Raw genomic sequence first — 23,064 nt, forward strand, 5'->3', positions numbered from 1 at the left:
TTAAATTTGAGATGGTTCTTTGATTAAGTTCTATATCTTAAAATAGCTGCAATTCCACCAAATGCTTTAAAAAGTTGCATTCCTTCTTCAGTTTCTGTGGAAATTATCTCAATATCAGAACCAAGTTCTTCAGCCATTTTAACAAAATCATCAACAAGATCTCTAGCTTCAGAGACCTTCATTTTTTCTCCACAATCTTCACATATATTTTCCTTGTCTTCTTTTGGATCTTTATAAGTTACTTGAACTTCACGACCACAATTTACACATCGTAATGTTTTTCTTGATTGAACTAGATCTTCGGATATAAGAAGAATATCTACTGCACCCATTTGAAGATTTTTACGAACTTCATCTTCACCATAAGATCCTAAACCATTTTCATTAATTAATTCATGGAGAAACTTTTGTACAAGTTGTTTTTCTTTCATTACATCCAGTTCTTCAAGAACATCCGAAGATTTATCAATTACTTCCCTTATTCCAAATTCCCCAGTGTAAGATGTATCTACAGTAGTTAAAACTTTATTTTGAAGTTCATATTGCAGATAATCTCCTTTTAGAAATTCTTCTTTAGTATGGCCTGGACCACCAATGATAATCCCTTTAAGATCCTCAATAGGCAAAAATATTTCATTCATATGCTCACCAATACGTTTTTTGAATTCATGAGCAGCTAAATCAATAAGACGATCAAATCTTCTTTGTGATTGACCTCCTGCCTTATGTTTACCTGGAACACCACTGGTTAATGTTTTTAAAATGTCTATTCTTTTTCCTTTAAGTGATGCTAAAGTGGCTTCCTTTCTATCCAATACAGCTAAACCAAAAACTTCTTTAACATCGATCATGTGCTGTAATGGCTCTAAAAAGAACTCAGAATTACAATGATAAGTATAAGTTTGAATTGGTTCTGGTGGTTCAAATACATATGTTTCCATTTTTTCAGTCCCAGGACCTCCTTTTGGAATCATTCCAACAAAAAGAACCAACCCTCTTTCAGGTGGCTTAGGAAATAGACGTAACCTCTGTACAATAACTTCAATAGCAGATTGAACATTTTTTTTTGTCTGTTTGCTTTTAATATTAGCACTTTGACTTAATTCTTCACGCATATGTTTTGTCACGTCACTGACTTGACGATCAGGAGGTATATAAACTGATACAAGTTCAGTTCCTCGTCCTTTCTTTTCTGATAACTCTTTAAGAGTTCTTTTAAATTCATATAATTCTTTTGAAGATGTTTCAGACAATATATTCACTCCTTAATCAAAATAATTCTTAATATGGTTTAATAATTCAACATTATTATAATATATGATATAATCAACCAATTCCATTCATCTAACTAAATTTATAATTAAATAAAATAATCAACCAATTCCATTCATCTAACTAAATTTATAATTAAATAAAATAATCAACCAATTCCATTCATCTAACTAAATTTATAATAATATTTGTTATATTTGTTAACTTTTTATAGTTTTATAGATATTCATCTTAAAAAAATCATCTTAATAAAACATAATATAGCTAACTATATTTTCTAGATATTTCTAATAGTTTATGTATTAAATTAATAAAGCAAAAAATTTATACAATATTATATTTATAAAAACTTCGATATATAATTATAGATATTTTTCATGATTAAATTAAAAATTATTGAATAAAAAATATGAATTTTTTAATAAATATCATGAAAATAATGAATTTTATTATTTTAAAGCAAATGTCAAATAAATTAATGAATTAATTATAAATCATAAAATTGAATAATAAAGTACAAAATAAATTTAAATAATGTTTCAAAAATTAATGAATTAATCATAAGATCATAAAATTGAATAACGAATTACAAAATAAATTTAAATAATATTTCAAAAATAATTATAAAATGAGGATGACTCATAATTATTTTTGTTTGATGAATATATAATCTAAAATGAACAATTTCCAAAAAAATTTGATAGAAAATACTTTTGTATAAATATTATACTTAAATTTAAATCATTGCTCACTGAAGTCGTAATTATGGGTCGTCTTCAACTAGAAAAATTAAAATAATAATAAAAAATTATTAAAAATAAGATTAATTATTAAAATAAAAAATATGATAAATTAATTAATATAATAACAAATATAGTAATTATAGATTTAATAATGGATATTTGGTGAATTTATGAGAATAGTAGTTGCAATTGGCGGATCAATACTAATGAAAGAATATGATTATAAAAAATTTCAGGAATATGCAGAAATATTGAGATTTTTAGCACAAGAAAACGAGATATTTGTGGTTGTGGGTGGTGGAAAACCTGCTAGGGATTACATAAGCATAGTTAGAGATCTTAAATGTGGTGAAGCTAAATGTGATGATATAGGTATTGAAGTTACAAGATTAAATGCTAAACTACTTATTCTTGCACTTAAAAATGATGCATACCCTTCAGTTCCTCATAATTTCCAAGAAGCAGAAAAATATTCTGCTAGTGGAAAAATTGTGATTATGGGTGGAACAGAACCTGCCCACAGTACTGATGCTGTAAGTGCTATCTTAGCAGAATATACTAAAGCAGACTTACTAATAAACTTAACTTCTGTAGATGGAATGTATGATAAAGATCCAACTAACAATTCCGATGCAAAACTTATTGAAGAAATTACTGCTACTGAAATGTTAGAATTCATTAAAAATAAAGATGTTAAGGCTGGAACCTATGAATTCTTTGATATGACAGCTATACAAATGATTAAAAGATCATCTCTTGAAACTGTAATAGCTAATGGAAATGATCCTAAAAATTTACTTAAAATTCTTAAGAAAGAAAAACTAGGAACTAGAATCATAGCTAAATAATAAAAATAATAAGAAAATAATTATAGGCAAATAATAAGAAAAATTATAAGAAATAAGATATATAAATAATAAGATACTAGTTTCTAAAAATTAAACTTTAAATAAATTATTAATTATGTATTATTAAATAAATTATAACAATTTATTAAATAAATATTCATTTGAAAATTATAAAAAGGTGAAATTATGGTCGATATACATAAACATTGCCCTGTTTGTGGTACTCCAATACCACTAGATGAAATTACTTGCTCTAATAAATGTCAAAATGTGTTAATGGAAAATCAAGCTAAAATGAAAAGAAGTAGGATACTTTTATTCATAGTGATGATTATTTTTATTATTGTATTTGTATTCATGATGTTCTTTAATAAATAAACAATAATTTAGTGATAAATAAATGAATAATCATAGATATCTGGAAAATACGATGTGTCTCTAATCATATTCATATATACTCACTAAATCATTAGTCTTTTAAGTAGCTATTTAATTAATAATAGAATATAATAAAAAAGAATAAAAGGTTTAAAATGTTATTATCATCTACCAACACATTAGAAACTAAAACAATCACAAACTATCATGGATTAGTTACTGGAGAATCTTTAATTGGTTCTAATGTATATAAAGATCTATTTTCAGGAGTTCGTGATGTTGTAGGTGGAAGAACTGCTGCTTATGAAGTAGAACTCCAAAAAGCAAGAGAATTAGCTTTAGATATTATGAAGGATAAAGCAAAAAAACTTAATGCAAATGCAATTATTGGATTGAAAATATCTTACAATAATCTTGGTGGGACAATGGGAAATACAATACTTGTAACCACCTATGGAACCGCTATATCTTACAAAGAAGATTATATATCCTTAAAAACGGATTAGTAACTAATTTAAAGAAAAACTACACATCATTAATGATTACTTTATTATTTTAAGAATAGTTAGATATGTCCAATGACTAATTATACTACTTACCACATTAATTAGGAATTAATATAAATTTAATTAGTTATATTAATTACTATTTGTTTTAATGCATTGAATAGCTAAAATACATTATGATAGGTTATTATTATTCATAAATGCCTTAATGCATTGAATAGGTAAAATACATTATGATAGGTTATTATTATTCATAAATGTTTTAATGCATTGAATAGCTAAAATACATTATAATAGGTCATTATTATTCATAAAAATGTGAAAACATGATTTTAGCAGAATATAGGAAAGAAGAGATTAAAAAAAAATTAATAGCTATTTTTTGCATAGTTATTGGTACTTTAATTGGAATAATATCCTTATTCTTATTTTATCTATTTGATATATCTATTTTTGGATTTAATATAGGCCTAATTTTATGCCCTGTAATGGCAGGATATGTTGAAACATATCTTGCAGAACGGTACTATGGAAAAACCACTGGAGCAGTTAGTGCATTTATATTATTCATTGTAACTGTTCTTTATGGATTTATCTTTATTAACACAGGATTGGGATTTAACATAATTTCAATTGGAAGTGCTGCAGTCATTTTACAAGCAGCTTTCCCCACATTAGTAAATTATTTCATAATTGTAGTTATACTTGGAATAATATCATATTTTTTAGGAATTTTCATAAGATTACTTAACTTTATCCATATACTCACGAGAAAGGCATATTTTATATTAATTGGAAAAGAATATGTTAAAAAAAAAGGTAAAATGGATTATAAAGAAGAAAAAAGGAGTGTAGATATAAATAATCTAGGAATTCTATTTTTAAGTACAACAAGTGAACCAAATAGAGAAATTAAAGAATTTAGTGGATTTTATGAAGGTGAAATATTGATTCAGCACTCTAAAAAATTAATTGACAGTACTCAAGACCATGGAAATGTTTCATTACTTAAAAGTCTTCAAAAAGCACAAGAACAGGCCATTATAAATTTAAGTGATTCTGCAAAAAAAGACAAATGCAATGCCATATTGGATTTAAGCATAGAATTCAATAGATTAGGTGGTTTAAAAGAAGACTCCATTTATGTTGTGGCTCGTGGAACCGGTGTTAGATTAGAATAATTAAAATTCAAAATAAAATAAACTATCAACCCTGAAATTAAAAGCTTATTTAGAGATATTATCCTAAAACTCCCTATTTCGTAATTAAGAATTAACTATAAGATGTCCAATATACCCAATTGGATCTAATCCCAAGAGTTTAATTCCTATGAAAAACATTAAAATGGCAAAAATGAGTTTTAATAACTTTTCGGGAGATCTATAGACTAATTTTGCACCTAGGTATGCCATAGGAATAGAAAAAATAGCTATTATTCCAAAATTAATTAAACTAATATATCCTAAATAGTAAGGCAATGTATTAATTTTTAATCCAGTTAGAATATAAGAAGCTGTTCCCCCAATGGCAGTTAAAAATATGAAAATAGAAGAGATTCCGATAGATTCTTTTATTGAAAATCCTAAGAAGAATATAAGAGCAGGGACTAAAAGTATTCCTCCACCAATGCCAAGTAGGCCTGAACTGAAGCCAATACTTACTCCTAAAATAGCTCCAATTACCATAGAAAATTTTAATTTGCTAGATTGTTTTTCTGAATCCTTATTTGCTACCATATAAATAGAGATCAATGCCAAAAAAATTCCTAAAATTGATTGCAAAATAGCTGCAGGAAGTAAAGAAGAGGTGATTCCTCCTAAAACTCCTCCAAGCATCCCAAAGATACCTAATATTATTCCTGGTTTTATTATCTTTTTTAATCTATTTTGATGAGTGTAAGCTCCAGCTAATGAGGTAGGAATAATAATAGCTAAGCTTGTTCCTAAAGATATTCTTAGAGCTAGGTCTGTATCAATTCCAGTAGATGTAAGTAAAAAGAATTGAAGAGGAACCATGAGAAAACCTCCACCTACACCAAGTAAACCTGATGAAATTCCTGCAAAGACTCCAATAAACATTAAAAGTATTATATATTCAATAGAAAAAATCAAACACCTCACTTAATAAAAAAAACCATTTAAACAAATTACAATTAATAAATAGAATTTTATAAGGATATCTTTTATGAATCATAATGATTAATAAAATATTATTTTGTATAGATTAAACATATACATTATATTATATTGTAAATAATTTTTTATTGATAACAATGAATCTAATTAATAATAATGATAATAATGATAATAATGATAATAATGGTATACCAAATTAATAACAGCATATCTTAATATTAAATAATACAAAATACAAATATTGATTATAAATATTAGACTATAAATATTTATTACAATTTTAATTATTATAATTATTATTATAATCATTATGAGTTAGAGAGTTATAATACATTCTGACCATTACAATTATGAAATCATTATTATGAAATTTTAAAATATTCTTTAGTATACTATAAAATTTTTAAATTAGACAATTAAATTTTATATTTAGTGTTTAAAATAGTAATATGAATATCCTAAAATAGTAATATGAATATGTTAAAATAGTGATAGAAACATATTAAGATAGTAATATGAATAATATGAATATCAAAAGATTTTACAAGTGTTAACTGGGTCTTAAACATGAAAATAAGTAGATATACAATAGCTGGTATCATATTTCTATTATTATCAATATTAATATTCTTTTCTAATTCTTTAGACTTTTTTATAAGACCAATTACTGAATTATTTTTGATGGGGTCTTCAAAAGGTAAAGATATTTTATTTTTTGCAATCATAGGTTTATTTTTAATTTTTAGTCAGATATTTGAATATAATAACAATTTCAAGGAAAATTCAATTGTTAAAAATCTAATATCATTTAGAATATCAAAGATTCTTAAATTTAATAATAGATTCTATCTTAAGATTTCAATCATATTATTTTTAATTACTGCTATACTTGGTTTGATTCTTGAAGTAGTTATGAGATACTATTTAGGGATAGGGCAACTCACTATCTTTGTTAGCATGGTTCCAGATCCAACTACAACAAGTATAATACATTCGCATATTTATAAAGCTATTTTAGGGAATATAATTACCTCTACTCTTACAAATGTTCCTGAAGGAATTCATACAGCTGATTCATTAGCCCAATATGTTCCAGTATTGGCCAATATAATAATGATCATATTGCCTATAATGTTTTTAACATTACTCGCTTCCTTGAAAAATCGATTGTTTCCTACTAGATTGATTTTAATATTCGCAGCTACTTGTGGATTGATCGGAATAGTAGATGGGGGTTTATTCTCTACTCCAGCTATTGTGGGAATATTTGGAATGATGATTATTTATTTTGATGAATATCCTCTAAATTACTACATTGGGAAAGTTCTTAAAATCCAGTCCCTCACTGACAAAACAAGAAATAAGATAATTTTTATTCAAAAACATAGCATGAAATCTTACCTTACTTTTAAAAGGACAGTTCCTTATATATTTTTGATTTTAATAATAATATTAAGAATATCAATTGCAATTTTAGGTACTAATACTGAATATTATGAAGTAGCCATATTTGATCCCGTTGACAACTTAGATTTAGATAACTATTCTATCTTATCCATAAATGAATCTAGTAATAATTCTAGTGAAAAAAAGAATAACACTAGTAATCTCAACAGTGATGTTGTTAATGGAAACAATAAAGTAATTATTAAGTTTTCGGCAGAATACAATGAGATGGATCTATTGAACAGTTTAACAAAATCTCTTGAGAATAAATCTAGCAGTTTTACAATGTCATGGAATTTTTATTCTTATTTTAAGGAATATAATAATAATATGACTTCAGCTACCAATATTAATGAATAAATAGGAAGCGATTATAACATCATATTTATAAAATTCTATATAAAATTTAATAATCTTTTAATAAAATTATTAAACATCAAAAACAATAGAAATAATATAAAAAATAAATAGAAGTAAAAATTAATAATTAAAAGTAAATATATTGATTCATAATTTCATCATAATAAATAGAAAATTAAAAAATAAAAGATTAAATCAAAATTACTAAAATAAAAATTAATAACAAAACACTAAACCCACATATCAAAATTACTAAAATAAAAATTAATTTATTGAGGATATATATGAAACTTAGTATCATTATTCCAACATATAATGAAGAAAAATATCTTCCTAATCTATTGAAAAGTATTAAATCTCAAAAATACGAAGATTATGAGATAATAGTGGCTGATGCTGATTCTAAAGATAGAACTATAGAAATAGCTAAAAAATATAGATGTAAGATTGTTAAAGGAGGAATCCCTGGAATTGGGAGGAATAACGGTGCTAAAATAGCTAAAGGAGAGCTATTGCTATTTTTAGATTCTGATTTAGAACTTACTGAAAATTATCTTCAAAGTCTTATTGAAGAATTTGAAAGAGAGAAAGCAGATATAGGAATAACATTGATGATACCTTCATCTGAAAAGAAAAGAGATAAAATTCTTCATGATTTAGCCAATTGGTTTATGATAGCTTTTGAGAAAATTAAACCTCACGGAGCTGGATGTTATGGAATAATAACCAAAAAATCATTACATGATAAACATGAAGGTTTTGATGAAAAACTTACTTTTGGAGAAGATACTAACTATATTGAAAAATTAGCCAAAAATAATACTTTTAAAGTTCTCAGAACTCCAAAAGTTTGTGTTTCAACAAGAAGATTGGAAGAAGAAGGTTTAGGTAAGCTTGCAAGACAATATAGTAAAAGTACATTCAATGATTTTAGAGGAATTCGGACAGCTGCAGAAGATTTAGGATATGATTTTGGACATGGCCCTAAGAATTTCATTGAAGAAGATGCTTTAATTGCAAAACTAGATGCATCACGAATTACAGAAAATATAGTACCTAATAATGAAAAAACTACCAAAAACAAAATAAAAGAGGATATAAACAACATTATAAATAATTCCATTAAAACAAATGAATCCCATAGCATAATGAATACTTCTATCTCTAATAATCATTCAAAAAAAAGTCCTGCTTTAAAAGAAAAAAATCCTAACTTAAAAAAGACTAATCACCATTTAAAAGAAAAAAAATATGGAGTAGGAGAAGAAAAGAAAGAAAAATATGGTAAAAAAAGAATTATATACTCTGTTTGTGGAGAAGGAATGGGTCATGCAGTTAGAAGTGGTGTGATACTTGAAGAATTAATAAAAAAATATGATGTGATAATCTTTTCAAGTGACCGAGCTTATGAATACCTCAATAAAAAATTTGAAAATGTTTTTGAGATTGGGGGCTTTAATACAGTGTATAAAAATAATAGAGTTCAAAACACTAAAACTCTTTTCAATGCTATAAAAGAAACTCCCACTAATTTAAAGGAAGGATATGGCATCTTATTTAAAAAAGCTAGAGAATTCAAACCAGATATAATAATTTCTGATTTTGAAAATTATTCAAGCATTTTAAGTAAAATTATAAATGTCCCACTAATTAGTATAGATAATGTGCAAATGATAACTAAAACTCATATAGAATATCCTCCAGAATCTCAAAGAGAAATGTTAAAAGCTAAAGGAGTTATAAAATCCTATATAATTCGACCGAGAAGATATATAATTACTAGTTTCTTTTATCCTGAGATAAAAAATCCTGAAAAGACAGCTGTTTTTCCTCCAGTGATAAGAGATAAAGTGAGAAACCTTAAAACTAGCTACAGAGACTACATTCTAGTATATCAAACAAGCTCTAATAATGTTAAGTTAGTAAATGCTTTAAAAGATATCGATGAAAAATTCATAGTCTATGGATTTAACAAAAAAGAAGTAGATGAAAATTTAACATTTAGAAAGTTCAATGAAGACCAAATATATGATGACATGAAAAATGCTAAAGCTGTTTTGACCAATGGAGGTTTTACATTCATAACTGAATCTATTACTCTCAAAAAACCTATTTATAGTGTTCCTGCTAAAGGAAACTTCGAACAGCTATTAAATGGATTTTATGTTGAAAAATTAGGTTATGGAAAAATGAACAGAGAACTAAATCTTAAGGAAGTTAAAGAATTCTTAAATAATCTAGAAAGATATCAAAAAACACTAGCTAAAGTTGAAGTTCAAGACAACAGTAAAATACTCCAAGAAATAGAAAGATCAATTGAAAAATACTCAGTTAATAAAGAAAATATTAATTTAGAGTTAACTTAAAATATAGTTAGATATTAATTGTATATACTATTCATACATTAGATAAATTCTAGATTAAAAATAAATAAAAAAAATGAATAAAATTAAAAAATAGATTAAAAAGATGAATAAAATTAAAAATAAATAAAAAAGATAAATAAAATTAAAAATAAATAAAAAAATGAATAAAATTAAAAATAAATAAAAAAGATGAATAAAATTAAAAAATAGATTAAATATATGTTTATGAAGTTTGTTTTATAAAGTTACACCCATTTCAAGCTGTTCTGTTAGTTCTTTATACCTATTTCTTATTGTAACTTCTGTAACTCCTGCAATATCCGCAACATCACGTTGAGTTTTTCTCTCACCCAATAGAACTGATGCGATGTACAATGCAGCAGCAGCAACCCCAGTAGGTCCCCTACCAGAGGTGAGACCTTTTTCCATAGCTTTTCCAATAATTTCAATAGCTCGTGATTGTACTTCACCAGAAAGACCAAGTTCACTTGCAAATCTTGGAACATAATCTACAGGAGATGTTGGAGGAAGTTTTATATTTAATTCTCTTGTTAAAAATCTGTAAGTTCTTCCTACTTCTTTTTTACTAACTCTTGAAACTTCAGCTATTTCATCCAATGTTCTTGGAACATTACAACGACGACAAGCAGCATAAAGTGATGCAGCAACAACTCCTTCGATACTACGTCCTCGAATAAGTTTATTCTCAACTGCACTCCTATAAACAACAGAAGCAGCTTCCCTTACACTTCTTGGAAGACCCAATCGTGAAGAATCCCTATCTAGTTCACTTAAAGCAAATGCAAGATTTCTCTCAGTAGCTCCAGAAATTCTTATTTTTCTTTGCCATTTTCTTAATCTATACCATTGAGCACGATTTCTTGCAGGAATATCCCTACCATAGATATCCTTATTCCTCCAATCAATCATAGTACTTAAACCTTTATCATGTATAGTATAGGTAATAGGAGCACCTACTCTAGTACGTTTATCTCTTTGCTCATGATCAAATGCTCTCCATTCAGGACCCATATCAACTAAATTTTCATCAATAACTAATCCACAGCTAGCACAAACTACTTCTGCCCTTTCATAATCTCCAATTAGTTCTTCTGATCCACATTCTGGACATTTATTCTGTTTTTCTGTATCAGAGACATCATTCTGCATTCTTTTCTTTGCAGAAATATTTTCTATAGGTTTTCCTTTTTCAGAAAACTTATCTTTCATCTTTTCTTTCGTGTTCTTCTCCCCTTTTTCTTTTTATTAATTGATACATATAAGTCATTACCCTTATCCAATTTGCTATTTTCCAGATTTACAGAGCGAAACATGCTTATTGAAATATATGGTTCCTTTGTAGGTCCAAATACTTCAATAACTTTGCCTATTTTTTTCTTATCTTTATTAAAAACAAAGGCTCCAGCAGGTGGAGTCTGAGAAGATCTAGCTATTAATTTCCCAGAATTAGACAAATGTGAAATGTTCCCTAAAAATTTCATAGAATCAAACTTAAAAATTAAAACTTATTTGTATAATTCATGAACCCATATTTTATGAACTCATATCTAAATTTTTAATAATATTATAAATTTTATATAATAAATTATAATATATAATATAAATTTTCTAATATATAAACCTTCCGATAGCATTATATATAATTAAAAATAGCTATTTAAATAATTTACTATTTGATTCAAATCAAAAATATAAAAGATTTAGCTATTTATAACTAATTAATACGTTACCATTATATTTGATTAACTTATAACTATTAAATCACGAAATGGATTAATTCTATAAATAATTATTTGAAAAATTAGAATAATATTAGAAAGAATATCTCTATAATAAAACTGAAAAATATTTGTTATCTTCTTTTTTATTTCTTAAAATAAAAATATAATTAAATATGATATTTTAGATAATTTCTTTTTTTATATTTGTTAAAATAAAAATATATTCAATATATGGTACATTTTATGATATGTTTCTTATTTTATTAATTCAAACCAATTAATAAGTAAATTTTGGAAATTCTAAAGATATAGATAAATTATTTATATAGGTTCTAATGTACTATATCTCAATATTTTATAATACAAATATTTTGTTCAAACTAATTTATATAATTTGTGATAGTAATTTTTATTAAGTTATTTATGATTTTTATTAATTATTAATTAGAAATTATATTATTAACAATGAGATTATTAACAGTGTATTATTATGGTGGTTTTTAATTACCATTGTTCTTATCATTATTTTTAAGAATTCTTCTACCATAATATATTGCAAGTACAAATCCAATTATAGTTGGTAGTATATAAGAACTTAATCTTTCTAATGCACTTGCAGCGAGCACATAATCCCCTGTTATCCCTACTGGTATAAAAAGAGCTATCATGATGATTTCTGTAATCCCTAAAGAACCTGGAAGCAATGGTAAAAATGATAATAAAATAGCTATTGTATATATAGTTATAAATGGGGCTAGAGGAGGTGTAACACCAATAGCTATAAATGCTAAGTAAGAATTTAAAAGATCCAGAGTCCATGTAACTATAGCTAAAAGAGCCCCAGCTAAAAATAGCTTGTTTTCAACAATCATGGTAAAACTAGAATTAAACCTATTGATGTAATATATCACCCTCTCTTTTAATTCATCATATTCATGATTTTTACGAGTTAATCGTCTGATAATTGGGAGTAACCATTTTAAAATTTTGAAAACAATTTTTTTAGAAAGTTCTTTATTAATTCCCACATAAATAACAAAAGAAAATACTATTAAAGTCCCCAATATCAAAAATATCAAAAATATTTTTGAAAATATTTCTAATTGCCATGAAATAAGAGCAAATACTGCTATAATCGACATTAAAAGGAATGGAAGTAATTCAAACACCCTATCTGCGAGTGTAGAAGCTAAACCAATTTCAAAAGGCGTGTTATTTTCTTCTTTGAGTAAATAAGCCCTCAAAGGTTCTCCTCCTATGGATCCTGGAGAAATATTATTTCCAAATATACTTGCCATAAGAATGCCTAGAACATGTATAAAATTAGGAGACCTGTACATTTTGTCTAAAATAATTTTCCATCTTAAAGCCCAAAATAAATACACAAATATTTGAATAATAAATGTTAAGCCTAAAATTCGAAGATTTGTTCTTTTTAAAACATCAATGACCTCATTAATCCCTATTACCATTAATATTAGGAAGCTCAATCCAAAAACTATGATAAAAGAAATAGCTACACTTTTTTTATTCTCAATAATGATAGAATAAATGTTCTTATCTTTTTCAGTACCTCCTGAGAGACCATTTTCAGAATTATCCATTATAAACCTCAAAATCTTAGTAAAATCAGTTTTAAATTCTTTGATTTACTTTATCTTAATCCAATTATTTTTGATAACGGTTTTCCATCTTTAATTTGAGATATAATCTTAGATTCAGAAATTTTAATTTTCAAAGTTTCTATCATCACTTCTTGGAAAAGTTCTTGGGGAATTAAAACAACCCCAGTATTATCAGCAAAAACAAAATCTCCAGGACGTACCATATCCTCTTGAATCCTTAAATTTACATTTACATCACCTAAACCAATAGGATTTCCTGCATTAGGAACTGTTTCAGTTGCAAAAACAGGATAGTCAGAACCTAATAAAAGATCAATATCTCTTGTTGCCCCAACTATAACAGTTCCTGCCAATCCTTTTTTAGATGAACAAGTTGATGTTAATTCTCCCCAAATAGCTGAAGATTCTCCAGAAGATAGTATAAATATAACATTTCCTTTTTTAGCCTGGTCAATAGCTAATAATGAAGTTCCCCAGTCATCAGAGTTAGTTTTCGAAGTTACGACTCTCCCATAAGCTCGTTTCCCATTTATCGATTTTATATCTTTTAAAACTCCATTTCTCCCAGTTAATTTACCTAAGGCATCAGAAATCTGACAAGAAGATGTAGAATCTAATAAATGTTTCAGATTTTCATGAGCAATTATATTATCAACTTTATTGTCAGTATCTTCTAAAGATTCTATATAATCCACATTTTCAATATTAAAATCTTCTTTATAGATGCGAATTCCTTCTGAAAGAATTGATTCTTTATTTTTTAAATATTTTTTAGAATTTAACTGTTTTATAAAAGATTTAACCGATAATTTTGAATTTTTCATTTTAGCACCTTAATTATTAAATACAATGATAAAAATCAATAATGAGAGTAATAATAAGCGTAATAATGATAATAATAGTGATAATAATAATAATAATGATACTGATAATAATGGTGATAAGATTGATAATAATAACCATTAATAATAATTATAATAATAGTGATAAGATTGATAATAATAACCATTAATAATAGTAATTTTAATTATAATAACTAATCATAATATCTATTTAATTTTAATATGTATTTTATATTTCTTAAGTTTTTAATATTATTTTAAAAATTTTCTTCTAAATAGAGAACTATATTAAAAATCATATCATATAGAAATTAAAAAATTCAGTTTACTATCAGATAAGAATATACAATTTTATATATTAGTATGGATATATAATTCAATGGATACTATCATTAATCATTATATCTCAAAAATGAGTTTTAAAATTATTAAATAATTATCAAAATTATATTAAAATGAAAGTCAACTAATTGAAAAAATAGCAATTATTAATAAAATACTAGAAATAACCAAATATTGTTATTGTTGATGATTGTAATATTGCCTTAAGTAATAGTTAGTTAGGTTGAATATGCCAAAAATTCTATATTTCATTTATAATCAAATATAAAACTAAAAATTATTATGAAGGAAATATAAAATAAAGGAAATATACAAAGCATATAGAAGATAACTAATTAAAAAGGACATTAGTGATTGATTTTTAGATAATCAATTTAAAGAAAATAAAGAAATGCACTTGTGAAGTGGTTACTAATTAATATATAAATTTTTATAACTAATAATTGGATTTTTATTGAATATTGATAAATTATGAATATTGTTATTAAATTTAAATTATATCATAATTACCCCCAATATTAATATATTAATCCATAATTAATTATTAATTATAATTATTAATCCTAATTATTAATAACTATAATAAATATGATTTTTAAATAAATCTTAGAATATTAGTATATAAATAATCAGAAATAATTGCAACTACCAATGAATAGTCATAAGAAATGGCTGAACAAGCAAATCTTGACTTATTTTCTCATTAAAAACTCTTTTTTGCCTATAATCGAAATTGTATTATGATGCAATCTTATAAAGTTTAACTTAAAGTGAAACATTAAAAGATTTAGTAACTAGTTAATTAAGATTATATTTAAATTTAAGAATAAAATAATTACTAGTAGTAACTAGTTAATTAAGATTATATTTAAATTTAAGAATAAAATAATTACTAGTTATATAATCATTAGCAATTTTTTAACAAAATTACAAGTATAATTTATGCAAAATCATTTGCCATCTGCAAATATTAATTTATTAAGTATTAATGAACAGAATTATTAATTATAGGATTTAAACTGTTAGAATAAACTTATATTAGTATATAAGTTGAAACATTATACTAGAATCATATATATCCTCTTATAAGGTGTTTAATAATAAATAACATGTTTAACAATATCTAATATATTTGATACATATAAAATATATCATAGAATTATAATCCTATTTTATTATATAATCCTATTTTACTGCAGATAATTAAATTATCCCTGCAAGTATCTAAATTTATGGAGGCTTAACATGGGAAAAGGAATAGAAGAATTAACTACAACTAAATATCTTATTCATGCACAAATTAATGCAAATGGAATTGTTGAAAAGCCAGATGTTGTTGGAGCTGTATTTGGTCAGACTGAAGGACTTCTAAGTAATGATTTAGATTTAAGAGAACTTCAAAAGACTGGAAGAATCGGAAGAATCAGAGTTGTTATTCATTCTAATGGAGGAAAAGCAAAAGGAGAAATAGTAATTCCTTCAAGTTTAGACAGAATTGAAACAGCCATTTTAGCAGCATCCCTTGAAACAATAAATCGAGTAGGTCCTTGTGAAGCACATATAAAAACTTTAAAAGTTGAAGATGTCAGGGCTGTCAAACGAGAACAAGTTGTTAACCGTGCAAAAGAAATTTATAAAGGCATGATGGAGAAAGTAACTCCTGAAAGTATGAAAATGATTGAAGAAGTCAAAGAAGCTATGAGAATTCATGAGATTTCTGAGTTTGGTGATGAAAAGCTTCCTGCTGGACCAAGTGTCCACACCTCTGATGCTATTTTAGTAGTAGAAGGAAGATCTGATGTTCTCAATCTATTAAAATATGGAATTAGAAATGCTGTGGCTGTTGAAGGAGTAAGTATTCCTCAGAGTGTAGCAGAGTTAACTAAGACTAAAACTGTGACTGCATTTGTTGATGGTGATCGTGGGGGAGAATTGATTTTAAAAGAACTGATGCAAGTCGGAGAAGTTGACTATGTAACCAGAGCTCCGAGAGGTAAAGAAGTAGAAGACCTTGAAAAAGAAGAAATCATGATTGCTCTTAGAGATAAAGCTCCCGTAGAACAAATTTACAACAATGTAAAGCCAAAAGTTCAACCGAAAGTTGAAGATAAAGTAACCTTACTCAAAAATATCTTAAAAGATTTAGAAGGCACTGGTAACTGTGAACTTTTAGATGATGCATTAAATATTTTAAAAGAAGTCAGAGTTGAAGAATTATATGACGAGCTTAAGAATAATGCTAAAAAAACATATGCAGTTGTATTCGATGGTGTTATAAGCCAAAGGTTAGTTGATATTTCATCCTCAAAAGGAATTAAAAATTTAGTAGCATTTAAATCAAGTGATATCGTTAAAAAACCTGAAAAACTTAGATTAATAACAAAATAATTATATTTTGTTTTATTTACTTTTATTTTATTATGATTATCATACTTCTAATTCTAAATTAATGATAAAAATAAAGATAACAAATTAAAAGAGAAAAATGAGGGTCGGCCAAAAATAGCTTTTTTCAAAAAAAATTTCTTCTTTTGCTAAACAAAGGATTTTCCTAAGGTTTTGACAAGCCGATATGGAATTTTGGCCGGCCCTCAAAATAATAAAAATAAATTAAAAATAAAATATTAACTACTAACTATACAAAATAAATTAAAACTACTAGTGGGTTTTAAATGGACGATGAAAAAAACCCAAAATTTCCTTTTTGGACATTAGAATGGAAGGATGCTCTAAAAGAGAACAATTCTTCTTTAAAAGGTTTAACTTCAGAACAGGTATCCCAAAAAAGAGAAAAATTTGGCTTGAATTCTCTGAAAGAATCTAAACATCAGTCTAAACTATTTTTATATTTAAATCAATTCAAAAACCCTATTACTTTAATTTTATTATTTGCCGCCATATTATCCTATTTTTTACAAGATTCCAGCAATGCCATTATAATAATCGCGATAATTTTATTTAGTACTTTCTTAGGATTCTGGCAAGAAAAATCAGCAGGTGATGCTGTTTTAAAACTTTTAAATTTAATTCAAATCACAGCCACTGTATTAAGAGATTCTAAGAAGATAGAACTTCCAGTTGAAGAGATTGTTCCTGGAGATATAATATTTTTGAGTGCTGGAAACATTATCCCTGCAGATTGTTTACTAGTAAAAGAAAATGAGCTTTTTATCGATGAATCCACTTTTACTGGAGAAACGTTTCCTGTTGAAAAGAGAGTTACTGTAATGTCAAAGGATACTCCATTATCCAAAAGAAAAAATTCTTTATTTATGGGTTCACATGTTGTTAGTGGAACATGTACTGCATTAGTTATTGTAACAGGAAAAGATACACAATTTGGAGATATTAGCTCAAAATTAGGAACAAGTTCTCCTCCTACTGATTTTGAGATAGGAACCAAGAAATTCGGTGAACTTTTAATACAAATTACTTTTATAATGGTTGTATTTCTTTTTGCAGTGAATACATTTCTTCAAAAACCTGTATTAGAGTCTTTACTTTTTACTTTAGCTATTGCTGTTGGATTAACCCCCCAATTACTTCCTGCCATTATAAGTGTGAATTTATCACAAGGAGCAAAACGTATGGCAGAAAAACGAGTGATAGTTAAACGTTTAAACTCCATTGAAAATTTTGGTAACATGGAAATTTTATGTTCTGATAAAACAGGTACTTTAACAAAAGGTAAAATTAAAATAAAGAATACTTATGATTACTTAGGTAATGAAAGTAAAGATGTTTTATTAATGGCAAAAATGAATTCTACATTACAACAAGGTTTTAGAAATCCTATTGATGATGCTATAAATGCAATGAAAATAGAAGGATTTGGTGAATATGAACGTATATCTGAAATACCCTATGACTTCATTAGAAAAAGACTAACATTATTGATTAATGATAGAAAAACTAAATCATCGAACCAAGCAATTACAAAAGGAGCAGTTTCTCAAATAATAAAAATATGTAACAGAGCTATAGATAAAGATGGAAAGATTATCACTATTGAAAAAGCTAGAGATCAAATAAATAGATTTTATGAAAAATTAAGCTCAGAAGGCTATAGGACTCTTGCTATAGCTTACAAAGATTTTGGAAATATATCTAAAATATCAAAAGATGATGAAAAAGATATGATTTTTGCAGGATTTATAGCTCTTTTTGATCCTCCAAAAAAGAATATAGCAGAAACTATTGCAAAATTACAAAAACTAAAGGTAGAATTAAAAATAATAACAGGAGATAATGCCTTAATAGCTAAAAACATAAGTAATCAAATAGGTATTAAAGATATAAATGTAGTCACAGGAGATGAAATAAAAACAATGAGTGATACTGCTTTTTCTAGAAAAGTAATAGATGTTGATATCTTTGCAGAAGTTGAACCAAATCAAAAAGAACACATAATCTCAACTCTTAAAAAAGCAGGTAAAGTAGTCGGATATATAGGTGATGGAATAAATGATGTATCTTCAATACATGAATCTGATGTAGGGTTGTCTGTGAATACTGCTGTAGATGTCGCAAAAGAATCAGCAGATATTGTATTGTTAGATAATAGTTTAGATGTATTAATTGAAGGTGTAAAAGAAGGGAGAAGAACCTTTGCTAACACACAAAAATATATATTCATGGCTACAAGTGCTAACTTTGGAAATATGTTTAGTATGGCAGGAGCATCCATGTTTTTATCATTTTTACCATTATTACCAAAACAAATTTTACTCACAAATCTTTTGACAGATATACCATCTATGGCTATTTCATCAGACAATGTTGATAGTGAAATGATTCAAAGACCACTTGGATGGAATCTTAAATTTATCAAAAGGTTCATGATAATGTTTGGTGTTTTAAGCTCTGTATTTGATTATATTACATTTGGAGTTCTCTTATTTTTATTCCATGCAGTAGAAGTAGAATTTCAAACTGGATGGTTCATTGAATCTGTAATGTCTGCTACACTTATTGTCTTAGTTATTAGGACTAGAAATACCTTTATAAAAAGTAAACCTAGTAAATATCTACTAATAGGTTCTATAATCGTGGCATTGTCTGTGACAATATTTCCATTTATGCCATTTGCTTCCTTGTTAGGCTTTGCTCCATTACCCCTTATATTTTACCCAATTTTAATTATTATAGTAATATTATATATAGTATCTGCTGAATTAACTAAAAAATTGTTCTATAAGCATTTAAGATCTTCTATGTGAAACATTCCATGAATTTAATATATAATTATTTTAAGTGGTTTATATAGAAATTACTTCATGATTAGAAATTGCTTAATAATAATCTATAAGATTAAATAATTATTATTTCAAGATAAATATACTATAGTCCTGAAAATAAAGTTTATAAGTAATGATATTTTTTAAAAACTTTTATATTCATTTATTTCCCAATCTAAATAATTACAACATATACTTTTTTAATAATAAAATTATTAAAGATTATTTTAGAAATTAAAGATAATAACAACTTATATTTATGAAATAGATTAATATTCCAATAAATCATTGATTAGAATCTTTTCTTTCAGGACTATATTACGAAATACACACTTGAATTTAATATTAACAAAAAATCACAAAAGATAATGACATTAGATGATTTATAACTCTTATTTTATCATTTTAAAATAATCTTTTTCTAATAATCTCTTAAATATTATTTTATCTATATATAACTAAGGCGTGAAATGAACTTTTAAATTTTGTATAGATAAGAAATTTAGGATGACTATTTAAAATAAAATTGAAAAGTTTTTTATAATATTTTAACTAAATTAATTATGAGATCTATGAAAAATAAACTACTCTTTAGATTATCTATATTTATTGGAAAAGTAATATTTCTAGGATTACAGATATTAGGAAAACAAGGGACTGCACTCCCTGGAAAAATAGCTTTAAAAATTTATCCAAGTATATTAAATGATTTAAGTAAAAAATGTGAAAAAATCATTGTTATCACGGGTACAAATGGAAAAACTACTACAAACAACTTAATCAACCATATTTTAAATGGAAAATACGAAAATATTGTTTCTAATCTTAAAGGAGCTAATATGATTCAAGGAGTTGTTACTTCATTTATAGTTAACAACAAAAATAAGTATGAATGGGGAATTTTTGAAGTGGATGAAGGATCTGTTCCCAATGTTATTGAATTTATTACTCCAAACTACATGATTTTAACTAATTTCTTTAGAGATCAATTAGATAGATATGGTGAAGTTGACAATACCGTTAAACTAGTATATGATTCTTTAAAATCAAATGATACTACATTAATTATTAATGCAGATGATCCATTAAATTTAAAATTTGATGATCTAAACAATAATAAGATATATTATGGTGTAGAAGAAAATAACTTCTCAAAAAAAGAACTTAGTGTAGCTGAAGCCATTTTTTGTGTCAAATGTGGAAAACGATTAGAATATGATTATATAAATTATGGAAACATTGGAAAATTTAAATGTGAAAGATGTGGAGCTGAAAGAGTTTCTCTAGATTATTCTGTTGAATCTATAGATATGAAAGACAACAGTTATGAATTTCTAGTAAAAATCCATGAAAAGAAAAAAGAAAGTTTCATCTTCAGATATATGGGAATCTATAATATATACAACTGTCTAGCTGCTATAACATTTGCAGTTGAAATTGGATTAGACTTAGAATATATTAAAGAAAAAATCGAAAACTTTGAATATAAATTAGGAAGAATGGAAACTATTAATTTCCCAAATAAGGATGTTATTTTAGTATTGTCGAAAAATCCAGTGGGTTTAAGTGAAGTTTTATCTACAATAGCTTATGATGAAGATGATAAATCAGTGCTATTTATTTTAAATGATGAGCCTGCAGACGGAAAGGATATTTCTTGGATATGGGACGCGAATATAGAAGAAATAGCTGATATTTCAAGTATAACTAATTTTTATTCATCAGGAATGAGATCTGAAGAAGTTTCACTAAGAATAAAATATGCTGGTTTTCCTGAAGAAAAAATAAAAACATTTCCTTCATGCAAAGACAATATAAAAAGATCTGTCAAAGAAATTTTAAATGATAATCAATCAAAAAGTTATATAATTGGAACATTTACAGCAATGCCTAAAGCCAGAAAAATTTTAATAAAAGAACAAAAATTAGAATAATAAAAAAACTAAAGGATAATTAAAAATATAAGAATAAAAAACTAAAGGATAATTAAAAATATAAGAAAAATAAACTAAAGGATAATTAAAAATATAAGAATAAAAAACTAAAGGATAATTAAAAATATAAGAATAAAAAACTAAAGGATAATTAAAAATATAAGAATAAAAAAATGGGATTACTATGAATCTTAAAGTAATAAATATGTATCCTGATATCTTAAATCTTTATGGAGATTTAGGAAATCTTATATCCATAAAACAAAGATGCTTATGGAGAAACATCAATATTGAAATTGAAAATTTTACTATAGATTATGAGACTTCCATTGATGATGCAGATATAATATTAGTTGGTGGAGGATCAGATAATAGCCAAGATATAGTTTCAAAGCATCTTGTAAATCACAGGAATTCTTTAGCAGAATTTATTGAAAATAAAAAAGTGTTATTAGCTATTTGTGGTAGTTATCAAATGTTTGGGAATTCATATTCAGACATTAATGAAGAAAAGATACCTTGTCTTGAAATATTTGATATTGAGACAATAAGCCAGGAAAATAGACTAATAGGAAATATAATCATTGAAAACACACAAAATCTAAATCCTAAAAATATTATTGGGTTTGAAAACCATGGAGGTAGGAGTTACCATGATTATAAACCACTGGGAAATGTTAAGTTAGGATATGGAAACAATGGTAAAGATGGATATGAAGGAATGATTTACAATAACTTCATAGGAAGTTACCTACATGGCCCAATCTTGCCAAAAAATCCCCATCTCGCAGATTATATTATTTTGAAAGCCTTGCAAAATAAGTATGATATTGACTCATTAAATTGTTTAGATGATTCAATTGAAAAAAATGCTCATAATGCAATAGAAAAAAAATTACTAAAAAATAAGAATCATATAAAGAAACAAAAAGCTATAGAAAAATCCAAATAACTATCAACTTAAGAACTTTCTTCTATTTTTTAATATTTTCATTTTTTATTTATTAAATTCTTTTTTTAATATTTCTGGTTAAGATGATTTTATTTATTTTTTTTATTATTTATTTACCTTTTCTTATTAATTTAAATTTAAACATTATTAATCACATATTTATTAAAAATATAAATTTGTTTTATAGTCCTGAAAATAAAGTTTATAAGTAATGATATTTTTTAAAAACTTTTATATTCATTTATTTCTCAATCTAAATAATCATAATATATATTTTTTTAATAATAAAATTATTAAAGATTATTTTAGAAATTAAAGATAATAACAACTTATATT

General features: G+C 25.5%; 16 protein-coding genes. 10 read left to right on the forward strand and 6 right to left on the reverse strand.

Going from position 1 to position 23,064, the window contains the following annotated elements:
- Positions 1–23: 23 nt before the first annotated feature.
- Positions 24–1,253: a peptide chain release factor aRF-1 gene (gene prf1, locus MBCUT_RS09000; protein WP_067260344.1), complete on the reverse strand. Its 1,230-nt coding sequence runs from the start codon at positions 1,251–1,253 to the stop codon at positions 24–26.
- A gap of 932 nt (positions 1,254–2,185) precedes the next feature.
- On the opposite strand from prf1, the gene pyrH reads away from it, so the two are divergent.
- From pyrH to MBCUT_RS09020, 4 genes are all read left to right on the forward strand, one after another.
- Complete coding sequence (gene pyrH, locus MBCUT_RS09005) at positions 2,186–2,863, forward strand: UMP kinase (RefSeq protein ID WP_067260345.1); 678 nt, start codon at positions 2,186–2,188, stop codon at positions 2,861–2,863.
- A gap of 186 nt (positions 2,864–3,049) precedes the next feature.
- Complete coding sequence (locus MBCUT_RS09010) at positions 3,050–3,241, forward strand: DUF2116 family Zn-ribbon domain-containing protein (RefSeq protein ID WP_084270787.1); 192 nt, start codon at positions 3,050–3,052, stop codon at positions 3,239–3,241.
- A 155-nt stretch (positions 3,242–3,396) separates the two neighbouring features.
- Complete coding sequence (locus tag MBCUT_RS09015; RefSeq protein ID WP_067260347.1) at positions 3,397–3,747, forward strand: heavy metal-binding domain-containing protein; 351 nt, start codon at positions 3,397–3,399, stop codon at positions 3,745–3,747.
- A gap of 326 nt (positions 3,748–4,073) precedes the next feature.
- Positions 4,074–4,928: a heavy metal-binding domain-containing protein gene (locus MBCUT_RS09020; protein WP_067260348.1), complete on the forward strand. Its 855-nt coding sequence runs from the start codon at positions 4,074–4,076 to the stop codon at positions 4,926–4,928.
- Positions 4,929–5,012: 84 nt separating this feature from the next.
- Here the strand turns inward: MBCUT_RS09020 and MBCUT_RS09025 are convergent, their stop codons facing one another.
- On the reverse strand, positions 5,013–5,858 hold the full coding sequence (locus MBCUT_RS09025) for a sulfite exporter TauE/SafE family protein (RefSeq protein ID WP_067260349.1): 846 nt from the start codon (positions 5,856–5,858) through the stop codon (positions 5,013–5,015).
- 591 nt (positions 5,859–6,449) lie between these two features.
- Between MBCUT_RS09025 and MBCUT_RS09030 the strand changes: the two genes are divergently transcribed.
- The gene (locus tag MBCUT_RS09030; RefSeq protein WP_067260350.1) at positions 6,450–7,688 is read left to right on the forward strand and encodes a hypothetical protein; all 1,239 of its coding nucleotides are present in this window, start codon (positions 6,450–6,452) and stop codon (positions 7,686–7,688) included.
- Between the two features lie 284 nt (positions 7,689–7,972).
- Complete coding sequence (locus tag MBCUT_RS09035; RefSeq protein WP_067260351.1) at positions 7,973–10,054, forward strand: MJ1255/VC2487 family glycosyltransferase; 2,082 nt, start codon at positions 7,973–7,975, stop codon at positions 10,052–10,054.
- A gap of 237 nt (positions 10,055–10,291) precedes the next feature.
- On the opposite strand, the gene MBCUT_RS09040 is transcribed toward MBCUT_RS09035, so the two are convergent.
- The 4 genes from MBCUT_RS09040 to MBCUT_RS09055 form a co-directional block, all read right to left on the reverse strand.
- Positions 10,292–11,224: a transcription initiation factor IIB gene (locus MBCUT_RS09040; protein WP_067260363.1), complete on the reverse strand. Its 933-nt coding sequence runs from the start codon at positions 11,222–11,224 to the stop codon at positions 10,292–10,294.
- Between the two features lie 56 nt (positions 11,225–11,280).
- Positions 11,281–11,556: a Gar1/Naf1 family protein gene (locus MBCUT_RS09045; protein ID WP_067260352.1), complete on the reverse strand. Its 276-nt coding sequence runs from the start codon at positions 11,554–11,556 to the stop codon at positions 11,281–11,283.
- A 740-nt stretch (positions 11,557–12,296) separates the two neighbouring features.
- A complete protein-coding gene (locus MBCUT_RS09050) occupies positions 12,297–13,400 on the reverse strand; it encodes a UPF0104 family protein (RefSeq protein ID WP_067260353.1) in 1,104 nt (367 codons plus the stop codon).
- 50 nt (positions 13,401–13,450) lie between these two features.
- Positions 13,451–14,245, reverse strand: a complete 795-nt coding sequence (locus MBCUT_RS09055; RefSeq protein WP_084270788.1) for an RraA family protein — start codon at positions 14,243–14,245, stop codon at positions 13,451–13,453.
- A 1,605-nt stretch (positions 14,246–15,850) separates the two neighbouring features.
- On the opposite strand from MBCUT_RS09055, the gene dnaG reads away from it, so the two are divergent.
- The 4 genes from dnaG (at position 15,851) to MBCUT_RS09075 (ending at position 22,728) form a co-directional block, all read left to right on the forward strand.
- Positions 15,851–16,993, forward strand: a complete 1,143-nt coding sequence (gene dnaG / locus MBCUT_RS09060; protein WP_067260354.1) for a DNA primase DnaG — start codon at positions 15,851–15,853, stop codon at positions 16,991–16,993.
- A 284-nt stretch (positions 16,994–17,277) separates the two neighbouring features.
- Entirely contained in the window at positions 17,278–19,824 is a 2,547-nt protein-coding gene (gene mgtA, locus MBCUT_RS09065) for a magnesium-translocating P-type ATPase (protein ID WP_067260355.1), read from the forward strand.
- Between the two features lie 590 nt (positions 19,825–20,414).
- The gene (locus MBCUT_RS09070) at positions 20,415–21,776 is read left to right on the forward strand and encodes a MurT ligase domain-containing protein (RefSeq protein WP_067260356.1); all 1,362 of its coding nucleotides are present in this window, start codon (positions 20,415–20,417) and stop codon (positions 21,774–21,776) included.
- Between the two features lie 178 nt (positions 21,777–21,954).
- A complete protein-coding gene (locus MBCUT_RS09075) occupies positions 21,955–22,728 on the forward strand; it encodes a type 1 glutamine amidotransferase (protein WP_067260357.1) in 774 nt (257 codons plus the stop codon).
- Positions 22,729–23,064 lie beyond the last annotated feature (336 nt).

Source organism: Methanobrevibacter cuticularis, assembly GCF_001639285.1.
Taxonomy (GTDB): domain Archaea; phylum Methanobacteriota; class Methanobacteria; order Methanobacteriales; family Methanobacteriaceae; genus Methanobaculum; species Methanobaculum cuticulare.

What these genes read in the sequence shown, in the direction of transcription:
- MBCUT_RS09015 (WP_067260347.1), top strand. Translation starts at nt 3,397, where the DNA reads ATGTTATTATCATCTACCAACACATTAGAAACTAAAACAATCACAAAC.
- MBCUT_RS09070 (WP_067260356.1), top strand. Translation starts at nt 20,415, where the DNA reads ATGAAAAATAAACTACTCTTTAGATTATCTATATTTATTGGAAAAGTA.
- MBCUT_RS09030 (WP_067260350.1), top strand. Translation starts at nt 6,450, where the DNA reads ATGAAAATAAGTAGATATACAATAGCTGGTATCATATTTCTATTATTA.
- MBCUT_RS09010 (WP_084270787.1), top strand. Translation starts at nt 3,050, where the DNA reads ATGGTCGATATACATAAACATTGCCCTGTTTGTGGTACTCCAATACCA.
- dnaG (WP_067260354.1), top strand. Translation starts at nt 15,851, where the DNA reads ATGGGAAAAGGAATAGAAGAATTAACTACAACTAAATATCTTATTCAT.
- mgtA (WP_067260355.1), top strand. Translation starts at nt 17,278, where the DNA reads ATGGACGATGAAAAAAACCCAAAATTTCCTTTTTGGACATTAGAATGG.
- MBCUT_RS09020 (WP_067260348.1), top strand. Translation starts at nt 4,074, where the DNA reads ATGATTTTAGCAGAATATAGGAAAGAAGAGATTAAAAAAAAATTAATA.
- MBCUT_RS09040 (WP_067260363.1), bottom strand. Translation starts at nt 11,224, where the DNA reads ATGCAGAATGATGTCTCTGATACAGAAAAACAGAATAAATGTCCAGAA.
- MBCUT_RS09035 (WP_067260351.1), top strand. Translation starts at nt 7,973, where the DNA reads ATGAAACTTAGTATCATTATTCCAACATATAATGAAGAAAAATATCTT.
- MBCUT_RS09050 (WP_067260353.1), bottom strand. Translation starts at nt 13,400, where the DNA reads ATGGATAATTCTGAAAATGGTCTCTCAGGAGGTACTGAAAAAGATAAG.
- pyrH (WP_067260345.1), top strand. Translation starts at nt 2,186, where the DNA reads ATGAGAATAGTAGTTGCAATTGGCGGATCAATACTAATGAAAGAATAT.
- MBCUT_RS09045 (WP_067260352.1), bottom strand. Translation starts at nt 11,556, where the DNA reads ATGAAATTTTTAGGGAACATTTCACATTTGTCTAATTCTGGGAAATTA.
- MBCUT_RS09055 (WP_084270788.1), bottom strand. Translation starts at nt 14,245, where the DNA reads ATGAAAAATTCAAAATTATCGGTTAAATCTTTTATAAAACAGTTAAAT.